The sequence below is a fragment of the Burkholderia sp. NFPP32 genome, from assembly GCF_900119325.1.
Taxonomy (GTDB): Bacteria; Pseudomonadota; Gammaproteobacteria; order Burkholderiales; family Burkholderiaceae; genus Burkholderia; species Burkholderia pyrrocinia_C.
On record NZ_FPJP01000009.1, the window covers coordinates 153,370 to 165,391 of the forward strand.

At 60.7% G+C, this 12,022-nt stretch carries 11 protein-coding genes and 1 pseudogene; 6 read left to right on the top strand and 6 right to left on the bottom strand.

The genetic code is table 11. From position 1 onward, the window contains the following. Window positions 1-725: 725 nt before the first annotated feature. The 6 genes and pseudogenes from BT264_RS18870 to BT264_RS18895 form a co-directional block, all read right to left on the bottom strand. Window positions 726-899: a CsbD family protein gene (locus tag BT264_RS18870; protein WP_072439673.1), complete on the bottom strand. Its 174-nt coding sequence runs from the start codon at window positions 897-899 to the stop codon at window positions 726-728. Window positions 900-1,041: 142 nt separating this feature from the next. After that, window positions 1,042-1,512 (bottom strand): PRC-barrel domain-containing protein, encoded by a 471-nt coding sequence (locus BT264_RS18875; protein ID WP_072439860.1) that lies wholly within the window; start codon window positions 1,510-1,512, stop codon window positions 1,042-1,044. Window positions 1,513-1,918: 406 nt separating this feature from the next. Continuing rightward, window positions 1,919-2,542: a BON domain-containing protein gene (locus BT264_RS18880; RefSeq protein ID WP_072439671.1), complete on the bottom strand. Its 624-nt coding sequence runs from the start codon at window positions 2,540-2,542 to the stop codon at window positions 1,919-1,921. A gap of 298 nt (window positions 2,543-2,840) precedes the next feature. Continuing rightward, complete coding sequence (locus tag BT264_RS18885; protein ID WP_072439669.1) at window positions 2,841-3,287, bottom strand: hypothetical protein; 447 nt, start codon at window positions 3,285-3,287, stop codon at window positions 2,841-2,843. Between the two features lie 37 nt (window positions 3,288-3,324). After that, a pseudogene (locus BT264_RS40000) lies at window positions 3,325-3,531 on the bottom strand (hypothetical protein); the annotation flags it as partial. A 99-nt stretch (window positions 3,532-3,630) separates the two neighbouring features. Next, window positions 3,631-3,786: a DUF3309 family protein gene (locus BT264_RS18895; RefSeq protein WP_072439665.1), complete on the bottom strand. Its 156-nt coding sequence runs from the start codon at window positions 3,784-3,786 to the stop codon at window positions 3,631-3,633. Window positions 3,787-4,451: 665 nt separating this feature from the next. Between BT264_RS18895 and BT264_RS18900 the strand changes: the two genes are divergently transcribed. From BT264_RS18900 to BT264_RS18925, 6 genes are all read left to right on the top strand, one after another. Continuing rightward, complete coding sequence (locus BT264_RS18900) at window positions 4,452-6,434, top strand: AI-2E family transporter (protein WP_072439663.1); 1,983 nt, start codon at window positions 4,452-4,454, stop codon at window positions 6,432-6,434. Window positions 6,435-6,801: 367 nt separating this feature from the next. Then, window positions 6,802-7,149 (top strand): Spy/CpxP family protein refolding chaperone, encoded by a 348-nt coding sequence (locus tag BT264_RS18905; protein ID WP_072439661.1) that lies wholly within the window; start codon window positions 6,802-6,804, stop codon window positions 7,147-7,149. A gap of 71 nt (window positions 7,150-7,220) precedes the next feature. Beyond that, on the top strand, window positions 7,221-7,619 hold the full coding sequence (locus BT264_RS18910; RefSeq protein ID WP_072439858.1) for a hypothetical protein: 399 nt from the start codon (window positions 7,221-7,223) through the stop codon (window positions 7,617-7,619). Between the two features lie 176 nt (window positions 7,620-7,795). After that, window positions 7,796-8,347, top strand: a complete 552-nt coding sequence (locus BT264_RS18915; protein ID WP_072439856.1) for a DUF1003 domain-containing protein — start codon at window positions 7,796-7,798, stop codon at window positions 8,345-8,347. A gap of 776 nt (window positions 8,348-9,123) precedes the next feature. Continuing rightward, window positions 9,124-9,711, top strand: a complete 588-nt coding sequence (locus tag BT264_RS18920) for a BPSL1445 family SYLF domain-containing lipoprotein (RefSeq protein WP_072439854.1) — start codon at window positions 9,124-9,126, stop codon at window positions 9,709-9,711. A gap of 473 nt (window positions 9,712-10,184) precedes the next feature. Next, window positions 10,185-10,904, top strand: a complete 720-nt coding sequence (locus tag BT264_RS18925; RefSeq protein WP_072439659.1) for a Crp/Fnr family transcriptional regulator — start codon at window positions 10,185-10,187, stop codon at window positions 10,902-10,904. Window positions 10,905-12,022 lie beyond the last annotated feature (1,118 nt).

Genomic DNA, 12,022 nt, shown 5'->3' on the forward strand with positions numbered 1-12,022 from the left:
TCGCGATCCGGATCATCTTGCGGCTTCACTGCCGCGGATGAGATCAGCGTCGTTGACCAGCCATCGCGTGACCAGCACGTGAACGAGACGCCCTATCTCAATCCGAAATAGCCGAGGACGAACAGAACGATGACCACGGCTCCAACGAGCCAGACTATGTTGTACATGACAACTCTCCTCAAGCGAGACACTGACCTGCTCAGTTGCGCGACCGGTGGGCCACTGGGCCACACGGACGGAACTTGCAGCGAAACCCGGCGTTCTGCCGCAACAAAGGCTTGCTCGGTCGCGCCAGTTATCGGTTCGAATGCGCGCCTCGCGACCGAGATCCGGGAATCCCGGTGCGCGAAGGACACGCCGTCACGTTCTCGCATGCGGCAGCGCATGTCTGTACGGTAGTAGCCGAAGTGAGGTCCCGATGCGTTCCGTGCGATATGCATTCGCCAACTCCGCTTGAGGGCATCCGTCGCTAGGTATACGAATCCAAGTGGCCGTGACCGCCGGCCGGCTGCGTCAATAGAGCATGCGGCGCTCGTCGACGAGGCACATTCGCGAGGGATGCCTGGTCCCGCTGCCGTTGCCGTGCCAGGGCTTCCATTTTTATTCTTCCGATTCGCGTCGCGATGTCCGATCGCACACCGCCGACCCCATGTCAGTTAGATGTAACCCGTTGCATGAAGCACGGTGCGAGGGGGAATGGCCCCCCGTGAAGCCTCCGTGTTCAATCAGGTTTTTTTGACAGATTCCTTCGCGTCGCCAAGACTCTTTCGGGCCTGGCCGGCCGCTTGCTGGAGATCGCCTTTGACTTCCTGTTTCGTGTTGTGCGTGGCCCGGCCAATGGCTTCATTCACCTTGCCTTTTACCTTCTCCGCAGTTCCCTTGACTTGATCCTTGTTCATGGTAGAGCTCCAATACGTAACTGGTTCGTGGATGACGCAGCGATCTTTTGCCGTCAGGTGATGACACGGTCCGACCGATGGATCGGTATTTGATGAAAATCCTCTGTTGTTCAGATCGTTCGCCCGGCTTGGCGAGTGCGCTTCAGTGTTCCGGCGGACGATTCGTGACAACGTCGCGCGTCGCCAGCCAGTACGGCTGCCGATTGTAGAACTGGTGAAGCGACGACCCCCACTGCTCATCCGCCATCGAGGGCCAATGGTCCTTGTCGAACGCGGGGGCATTTTTTACGTGGTCCGCGGTAACGTCGAGCCGGAAGCATTTTTCGTCCGTATCCAGGGTCAGCGCACTCCACGGGATGGCGTAAAGTTTGCCGCCAATGCCGAGAAAGCCCCCGCTTGACAGCACGGCATAGGCGATCCGACCGCTGCGTACGTCCAGCATGATCTCTGAAATCTTCCCGATGTCCACCCGGTCAGACGTGAAGAGCTTATTGCCCTTGAGCGTATCGGCCTCCATCACGTTGGGGCCTGGTCCCTCGCCGGTCCCGCTGCCGACGATCGAGGCACCTGTATCGCTGGTCGATGGCCGATGGGTCTGGTCTGGTATCGTCATGATTCCCTCCTGGTTCGTTTCTCGGGACGCCGGCGCGGATCGCCGGCTCGCCGTGATGGACGGCACATACACCGGTCACGCGATATGCATCGCATGACCGCCGTTCGCGTCGCCCGCCAAATGCCCGCCACTACACGGGCAAAGTCGAGTGTTACGTTCAAGCAGCCTTTCCGCAGCGGCACGCGCTACCGGAGCAGTCGTTGCCCTCCGCCCGGTTCGCAGACCTGTCGTTGACGACGGCATCAGAATTCGCCAGCTGCCGCGGCCGTGATGGCGTCGGGTACACATAATGCCGACGGTTACGTGTCGTACAGGCATCGCATCTCGCCGCTTATCCGTTGCGCGCCCGCCGTTCACGCGGGAGATTCAGGACATTGAAGATGGAGAGCGAACTTGCTCCGGAGGCCTATTTCCCCGCGACAAAGAGTTCTCCGGTATTCACATGTCTGACGCCCTTCACGCTTCGGGCAATATTCCTGACATGATCGATCGCATGCTGGCTCGCCAACGAGCCTTTCAGCGTCACCACGCCGTGTGTCGTCATCACGCTCACATCGAAGCCCTTGCTGACGCTGTCCGAAAGAATCCTCGATTTCACCTTGGTGGTGATCCAGCTATCGGACACCGCGCGCTCCGTCTTCGCGACGGCGCCATGTTTGACCGGTGTGCCAGCACCCGTCGGCACCTCGAGGTTGTCACTGACACGCTGAACCCCGTCGACCGACCGGGCCGCCGATTCGGCCACCGACTTCGCATGCAAGCTGCTTACCACCCCGTCGAGTGTGACCACGCCGTCGGCGGTGGTGACGCTGATATCGGATTTTCCGAGACCCTCTTCACCCATCAGCTTGGCTTTAACCTTCGCCGTGATAGCGGTGTCATCGATCGTGGTGCCGACGTTGCTGGCAGTTTTGGATATCGAACTGTCGCCTGTGGCGAAGCAGGTCGTGCCGATGCCCAACCCGGCCACCAGCCCGATCGCAATCAGTGCGGTGCGAATCGACGTATGACTCGACAAGATTCTTTTCATTCGCTTTCTCCAATGCGTCGTATGAACGACTTGATCTGAACAACGTGCGCGATCCCGGTATCGAAACGTATGGTTCAATCGGCATCCGATGTGCAACGATGCCGCGGCCCGTTGGTGGGCGACGAAATCTTCGCGAATCTCCTGACGACAGAATCGCATCATTGCCCGCCAATCTCGGCCCGGTCGGGTAGTTATGCACGGGATGTACGGGCTCAGTCTGTCCGATGCCGGACGGTTTGCTCGCGCGCGTGGCACGCGGAACCGGAGCGGCCTCCGTACTCGCTCGGGCCGGCCAGTCTCAGGGCCTTGCACAGACGACGGCAGTGAGGATGAACGGAATGACCTGATGCGCGACGGCCTTGCTGCCCGCTAACCGAGAATGGGCTTCGACCGAATCGATCGGCGCCTTGACGACGACGCCGTAAATCGAGCCCGGCAAAGGTTGGCCGGTCCCCGGCCTGAACAGCGCGTCATACTGCGCATAGGCGAACACGGCATAGACGTTGAAGCCAAACACCGTGAGCGCGGCGTTGCGGGTAGGCCGGAACGCGTTGACCGAATTCTGTTCGACCCGCATCGGATCGCGATCGATATAGCCGTGATTGAACAGGCGCACGATGAACGCGTGCGCATCGGTTTTGCAGTCGAACTGCGCGTCCAGCGCATAGGCGTGGCTCGGCGCGGGGGCAAGCCCGACTCCGCCTGCGAAGAATGCGGCCAGCATATTGAGGAGGGTTTTTCTCATGTCAGTTTGCGCGGACCTGATAAGTCCGCCATGCTCGTTACCCGTACCACCTGCCCGGCCGCCTTGCATCGGAATCGATTGCGGGCGATCTGCGCAAGGCGGCGCTTGCCGCGTCATACCAGGCAACCGCAAGCGCGAGCGCCGGATTCAGGTTCTCCACCTTCGACCTCGGGATCAGGATCGTCGCGCCGCGCGCCTTCGTCGTTTCATGGGCAATGTTCATCGCCCGCAGCTGAAGCGCGCCTACCCGGTCTCACGGATGCGCGCCGGTCGCCCGTTTCGAGATGCAACGGTACGGCAACGATGATCCACGAAGGGGCCTTTCCTGACAGGATTCTCGAGCCTATATCCGCCCCAGGAGGAGGAGCACAACTACGACGATCAGCACCACGCCCAGCAAGCCGCTGGGCATATAGCCCCACGAACGGCTGTGCGGCCAGGTCGGTATCGCACCGATCAATACGAGCACCAGCACGACAATCAGTATTGTTCCCAACATGGACCTTCTCCTTTCGACTGAGTGTTTCAACGAACCCGTCGCCGCCCGCGCTTGGGACCCGGAACCTTCCGGGCCTTGCGCGAGGTATCGCCGCACAGTTCAACTTGATGTCGTTGGACATCTGCAATGTGTGTGAGAAACCTGCCCGGCAAAGTGAAATTGACATTGATCAGCCACGCAGTCGGTACGGTGGAGGACATCGAGATATCCGTTTTGCCGCCCCGAGATCTGGAGCGCCGCAGAGCGAACTCGACTCCTCGCGTCGTCAGCGTGCCCTTGGCATGCCTGTGTCGTTGGCGCAGCTTGATTTGAATCGCAGGTCAGGCCGCCGCCGCGCTGACGAAAAGGGGAACTTTGCGAAGCCGGGTACGGCACCGTACCGACTTCAATCCAGACGGCGAGCAACGTAGGCCGCACGCTCGAAATGTCTGCTTTAGCGCGTTCGATACGGATCGTCCCGTTTTACTTTCATCGTTCCCGCCGCGCCGCATGACATGCACGGGAGCAATCGCTGACACAACGCGCCGATTGCCCGTCGCAGTACCTGAATCGACCGGCTGATCGCCAATGGGGTCGGCACGTCGAGTTTTTCGGCTTGCATGGGACGCATCCGCACCGGTCCGAAGCACCCACCAGAATGGACGATATCGCGGGCATTAGCCGTCATGTTCGATTTCAAGGAATCGCGCCCCGCGAGACCAGCGGCGCGCATCGAGCCTCCTGAAACACCCGGCGTGCAGGGTTTGATTACGCTTGCCGTTGGCGTCACGGTCGTCGCGGCCCTCTATTTTGCGCGCGAGATCCTGATCCCGGTCACGCTCGCGATTCTGCTCAGCTTCCTGGTCGCTCCGCTGGCCAATCTTCTTGGCCGCATCAAGCTCGGCCATGTGGTCTCGGTTCTCCTTGCGGTGACGATGTCGCTCTCGGTGATCGTCGTCCTTGGGGGAGTGATCGCCGCCCAAATCACGGATCTCGCCGTTGGCATCCCGCGCTATCAGGCGAGTATCGACAACAAGATCTCTGCCGTGCATGGATTCACGATTGAAAAATTGAACCGGCTGGCGGGTGCCGCTGGCCAGGCGCTTCAACGAGCCATCGTGGATCAGCCGCAAGCGACGCGCGAATCGGCGCCATCCGCGTCCGGCGTCCAACAGCCCGCGGTGCTTCCCGTCAAGGTGCGCGAGCCATCCCAGACACCATTCCAGCTTGCACGGCGCATACTATCTCCCGTCGTCCGTCCGCTCGAGACGGCTTTCATCGTATTTGTCGTCACCATCGTCATTCTGTTGCAGCGCGATGATCTTCGGGACCGCGCTATCCGGTTGTTTGGTTCGCGAGATCTCCATCGGACCACCACCGCAATGGACGAAGCCGCGCGGCGCCTCAGTCGATATTTCGTTTCGCAACTCGGCGTAAACGCCGGCGTGGGCATCGTGATCGGGACCGGGTTGTTCATCATCGGCGTACCCAGCCCGGTGCTGTGGGGAATTCTGGCCGCGCTGTTGCGCCTTGTCCCCTATGTCGGAATCTGGATCTCTGCCATTCTGGCTACCGCGCTCGCCGCAGCCGTCAGTCCGGAATGGTCGATGGCGGTCTGGTCGCTGGTGCTTTTCGTGACCGTCGAGCTGCTGGCCGGTCAGGCCGTCGAGCCACTCCTATACGGCCATAGCACCGGCCTTTCCCCGTTTTCGGTCGTCGTCGCCGCGATTTTCTGGAGCTGGATATGGGGGCCGATCGGGCTCATCCTGTCCACTCCGCTGACACTTTGCCTGCTGGTCCTCGGTCGCCACGTTACGCGGCTCGAATTTCTCGACGTGCTGCTTGGCGACCAGCCCGCGCTGACGCCAGTCGAAAACTTTTATCAGCGAGCGCTCGCCGGCGACCCCGACGACGCAGTAGAGCAAGCCGGGGTACTGCTTCGCGACCGGCCGCTCTCCTCGTATTACGATGAAATCGTCCTCAAGGGCTTGCAGCTTGCGGCCGACGACGTCTTGCGCGGTGGCGTAACGCCCGCACAACTGACGCGAATCGAGACCACGGTCAACGACCTCATCGAGGGCCTGGATGGCTTCGCGGATACCGATCCGGCTGTCGACGCAGCAGCGCCCGACTGGGGCGCACTGGCTCCGAGTGCTGCCGGACAAAAAGCATCGAGCCAATCGGCTTCGAATGCTTCTTCGCCCAGCATCGAAACACCCCCGGTTCGGCGTGCTGACAATCAGGTCCTTTGCATAGCAGGCCGAGGGCCCCTCGACGAGCTGGCATCGGCCATTCTCGTCCAGCTTCTCGGCAAGCACGATCTCGATTGCCGGGTGGTCAACCATGACGCGGCCTCGCGCGTCCGGATCGACGGTCTGGACGTCACCGCAGTGACAACGGTGTGCATTTTTTATCTACGCATCAATGGAATCCCGTCCCACCTGCGTTACCTTTTGCGACGCGTGCGGCAACGCTTGCCGGACGCGTTGATCGTCGTCGGCCTCTGGCCGGCAGGCGATACCGATCAGTGGGGCAAAGATCTCCAGAGTGCGATCGGCGCCGATCACTATGCCACTTCGATCAGGGACATGGTCAACGCATGCATTGTCTCGACCGGCACGGCAAGCGCGTTCGGCCCTGAGCCGAAGCCTGACGCCGTTTCAGCGTAACGGGCATACGGCGACAAGGACGTGCGGGTGCTTGCATTTGCAGCACGGGCACCGTCCTCGAGTTGGGTCACTTGCTGCTCCCTCGATTCAGTAGTGCAACGCCCGCGCGCAAGCGTCCGGCACCGGACAGACGTCGATCGGGAGTCAGCGCACAGATGATCCATTCGATCGAACTCGGCCGCAATGACGGCAATCCCCTCGTGAGTCCGTCGAATTCCTTTGGAGATCGATCATGAGACGCATTGCCCCTCCATCCCGACCGCGAGTTGCACCGGCACTCGCGATAGCGGTTTTTCTCGCGATAACGGCACTCGCCAATCCTGCGAGCGCTGCCTCCCCCGCGCAGACTCGAGCACCTGCAAGCGCGATGACCGTTGCGACCCACGACCCGATCGAGACGCGCATCAACAACCTTCACGACAGGCTTCAGATCACCGCTGCGCAGGAAGGACTTTGGCACAAGGTCGCGCAAGTCATGCGCGACAATGCGGCCTCGATGGACTCGCTCAGACAGGCGCGAACCAGTCATGCAAACAGCATGAGCGCCGTCGATGATCTCAAGTCCTACGGCCAGGTCGCCGACGCTCATGCGGACGGCATCAGAAAGCTCACTCCTGCGTTTCAGACGCTGTACGACAGCATGTCCGACGCCCAGAAGAAGAATGCCGATCTGATTTTCCGGACTGACCATCACCACTCCGCAAAGAAGGGGTGATCTCGAGACACCCGCGGCAGAAAGCAGACCGGTGCCGCACGCAGGTCCCGGATCTCGGACAGGAGAACATCATGAAAACCCCAGAAGTACGCGCCGCGTTCATAGGCTCGATAATGACCAGCATCACGACGATGGTCAGCTTGGCCTTGGCTATCGGCGGCATGTCCATGGCGCCGGCTTTCGGCGCAGACTACGGCAATTACGAGAGCCAACAGCAGCATGGCGCGAACGATGGCTATCGGCCTTACGAAAGCTATCCACAGCAACATCGCATGGGTAACGGCTATCTGCAGAACCACAGGCATCAGTGGGATCACGGCAATCGGCAGGCTTATCGACATCCGGGCAATGACTACCGTCGCGGCGACTACTACGACAATCAGGACTATGTGTATGCGCCACCACCCGTGGTCTATGCTCCTCAGTCGACGCCAGGCATCAACCTGTTCATACCGCTTCAGTTCCGATAGGGTGCGAGATCGCACGGGGCTTTGTCCGCTGGGTTGGATGGCAACGAAACCGGGAGAGGCCGCTGTTCGGGCTGTTTCGGTTTCGTTGCTTCGCGATTGTTGCGCAACCAGCTTTTTTCATGACCTTACCGAGGTTCTATTCTGTTCTGATTGTGCGACCGCGCGCGGAGGGCAGCATGCATAAACCTGCGGAGCTTGCCGAAAAATTCTTTGGCATACCCTATGAATCATTGGACGAGCGCACGAAGAAGGTTGCACGTCTCGTCTCGGAACGAAAGCACATAGCGAGAGACGCCACGAAAGAGCTGGATGCGGCGGCGACGCGCGGCCAGCGCGCAGCAGATGCCGTTGCCGCCTTCGGCGGGTCGTGGATATTCATCACGTGCTTCATTGTCATCATGGTCGTCTGGGTCAGCCTGAATTCGCTGATTCTGGCAACGTACAGCAAAGCCTTTGATCCTTACCCGTATATCTTGCTCAACCTGTTTCTCTCGATGCTGGCAGCTATCCAGGCACCCATTATCCTGATGGCGCAGAACCGGCAGTCATACAAGGATCGGGTCTCTGCCGAGCACGACTACGAAATCAATCTGAAGGCCGAACTCGAAATCATGTTGCTCCATGAAAAGCTGGACGGGTTGCGCGAGGAGCAATGGAATGAATTGCTGAACATGCAGAAGGAACAGATGGCGGCGCTGAAGAACCTGCTCGAGTCTGGCAGGACGTAAGCGACGGGGCATCAGGGTCGCCAGCTTCGCGAAACGACGCGATCGAATCACGATGACGTGTGCCGGAAGGACGCTGACCGGACATTTTCATGTGATGACCGCAGCCGACTTACCATCCTTCCCGTTGCCCCGGCCTATGCGCCCCCTGGTCATCGGGATGCCAGGAACGATTCATGTGATCACGGGACGTGTCGTCTCGATTCCATCCGCTTTCGTGACCACCGCCATACGCGCCGCCATACCCCCCGTTTCGATCACCACGATAGCCGTCGCCGGGCACCCAAAGGCATCCGGCAAGCACGGTCGCAATAGCCGCAAGACAGACATAAATAGACGCACGCATGTTGCTCTCCTTGCCAGTCGCATTCGAGTGCGGTGCTTCGTTCGATCGACCGGAGACGAATGACGGAATCATTCACCACTGATGTAAACCACATCGATGTTCGTGAAAAGATCACGCACAACTGGATGGTTGCAGGAGACATGCTCGTTTCAACGAGATTGCGTGTCTGTACGGTGAAAGACGGTTGTCGAAGCGGACAGGTGCAGGATCCTGGTCGCCATCGTGAATCTCTGCAATTTGATTTTGCATACGTTGTCGGACCGGCTGCGTGGCATCGACGGGTTGAGTCCGCAACCCATACAAGACGCACGTGCAGCGAAGCTGAGCGAGACACGGGCCGAGGGCTGATGTCGCGTCTTTGTACGCTGTCGTACCGCGTCCGCGGCCGGCCTGGCGTAGCTTCGAAAGCTCCACGAACAACCAGGAGACGATGATGCTGCGAAGAACATTTCTGTGGGGGACGCCGGGATCCATCCTTGCCATTTCCCTCGCGGTTTCAGGTTGCACGATGACCGGAACATCCGATGCCAGCGGCCACCAGATCGACAAGCGCCACACTATCGACGCAGGTGTCGACTCGACCCTCGCGCGTCTTTACTCCAGCGCCAACGGCTCGCGTGAACTCGTCGGCAAGGCGCGCGGCGTGCTGGTGTTCCCGTCGGTCATCGCGGCCGGCTTCTGGATTGGCGGCCAATACGGCGAAGGCTCGCTACGCGTTGCCGGCAACACGGTCGGGTACTACAGCACCACGACCGGCTCGATCGGGCTGCAGATCGGCGCGCAATCGAAAGCCATCATTTTCCTGTTCATGACCCAGGACGCGCTTGACCGGTTCCGTAGCAGCGAAGGCTGGTCGGTGGGCGGCGATGCATCGGTGGCAGTACTGAAAGTGGGCGCGAACGGCAATGTCGACACCAGCACCGCGACCGCGCCGATCGAAGCGTTCGTGCTGACGAACAGCGGGTTGATGGCGGGTGTGACGCTTGAAGGAACGAAGATCACGAAGCTGACGACGCTGTAGTGCTCGAAGCCGGCCGGGCGAGCAAGTCGGCCAACGCGGCGATCCGACGGCGCGGTGGCGGATCTGAACTAAACTCGCCTGATCCGCACGTCGGCGTGCCCGTGCCCGGCGCTTGTCCGCCAACGTACCGAACGCACGCGAATCATCGCTTCGCATCATTCAGTGGTCGACGCCGCGCAGGCCTGGCCACCTCGATTTCCCGTCAATAGCGCCGTGAGATATCGGCTCCGTATCGAGCGCGCGCGATTGCGCACACCTTGATGAGACATGTGCCGGCACTATAATTTTTGAAGGATGATTCGCATTCGAACGGTCATTCCGAAGTCATTGGGAAAAAGGGACATATTGCCGCCCCCCTTCCGTCCGGTCGTCGGATCGGTAAGGTATGATGGTTGCCCATTCCGCCGATTCCCGCTGCGCCCACATCGGCCGAATTCTCCATCGTCAGCCGAGCGCAAGCGTAGGAGCCATGCATGCAGGACAACCCGCCCCTTACCGAAAATCACCTGCTTGCCGCGCTGCCGGAAAACGAGCGCGCGCACGTCGCTGCGCACCTGACGCTCGTCGAGATGCCGCTGGGAAAAGTGCTGTACGAGTCGGGCGGCCAGCTTCATCACGTCTATTTTCCGACCACGTCGATCGTTTCCCTGCTTTATGTGATGGAGGACGGCTCGTCCGCCGAAATCGCGATCGTCGGGCATGAAGGCATGATCGGCGTATCGCTGTTCATGGGCGGCGAGACGACACCGAGTCGGGCCGTCGTGCAAAGCGCGGGGCATGCCTATCGGCTCGACGCGAGCATCCTGAAAGAGGAATTCCGGCGCGGCAACGCGATGCAGCGCCTGTTGTTGCGCTATACCCAGGCGCTGATCACGCAGATGGCTCAGACCGCGGTGTGCAACCGGCATCACTCGATCGATCAGCAACTGTGCCGCTGGCTGCTGCTCAGCCTCGACCGCCTGCCTTCGAACCAGCTGCGCATGACGCAGGAGCTGATCGCCAACATGCTGGGCGTGCGCCGATCGGGCGTGACGGAAGCGGCATTAAAGCTGCAGGACGCGGGCCTCATCCGCTACAACTACGGCCATATCGAGGTGCTGGATCGGCCGGGGCTCGAAAAACGCGTGTGCGAATGCTACAGCGTGGTCAAACGTGAATTCGATCGCCTGCTTCCCGATCTGAAGCGGCTCTAGCCGCTACCGCGCCGCATCGTACCGGCCTTTGCCGCAGATGCCCTTGACGCCTGCGAAGGCGTGCAAGCGGCGGGTCGACATGTATTGGCCGGCACTCGATCTGACAGGTAGTCGGGCCTACAAAGAACGAGCCGTCAACGGCGGATGAGTTTCTCCTTGGACAAGATCCGGGAATATCCATCTCGTGCACGGTCTCGACATCGAAAACGGTCCTCGGCGCACGATAAAACGCTGCGCGCACCGGCATTGGAAATCGGTGCGGTTCCATACCTGGGCACGTCGGAAATATCGTCTTGCCTTCGCTCCGATCGATACCCCGGCGTTCAGCGATATCGCCGAATACCGGCGAAGACTCGATGGATCGCGGTCACTCAGGGCACTGACCCGCGCCGCGCAACCTGCGCTAACGGTGCTTGATGTGCGACGACCTCCGGTGATGCTTTCGGTGGGCCGGTCTGGAAATCATCCTGGTGACACCGCCGATCGACGGCGGATCGCTGGCGGGGAACGTCCCCTCCACCGCGTCGTCGACATTGCGCTCGCTCTTGCCGCCGTTCGTATGCTGCTCCCGATACCTGCTGCGCATAACCGCCTCCATGGAGCTGAAGATCAGACCGGACTGGCCCGGATTCGACTGTCCGGCGTGTGTACGGCACGCCAGCGTATAAGGCCGTCGGTCACGACCAGCATAGACCCGATTCGGACATCCCGCCGGGCACGAGCGTGATTCGCCGCAAAACGCCGGACATCGCGCGACGAGCACGCCGATGACGTCGAAATCAAGGTCGGGACCAGGGCAATCCCGCGCGCATGACGCATCAGGGCGGTCGCCACTACGACCATTACCGGTATGGAAGCAACGGCTATTGCGGTGGCGAGGAGGATGCCTATGGCGCGCCTCCGATGGTGTACGCGCCGGCACCGGTGCCGGGCCTGTCGCCGTTCATACCACTGCGACTGCATTGAGGCGCGAACCGAATCCGGCCGCCCCGTGTACCCGGCAGCCCGTCGACAGGGGCGGTCCACACTGCTTCGCGATCCTGATGACGATGCTCGGGAGGATGTCTCGCGACATGCCGGGAGGGGGGCCGCCCGATCGCCCCCTTGCGCGCTTTGTA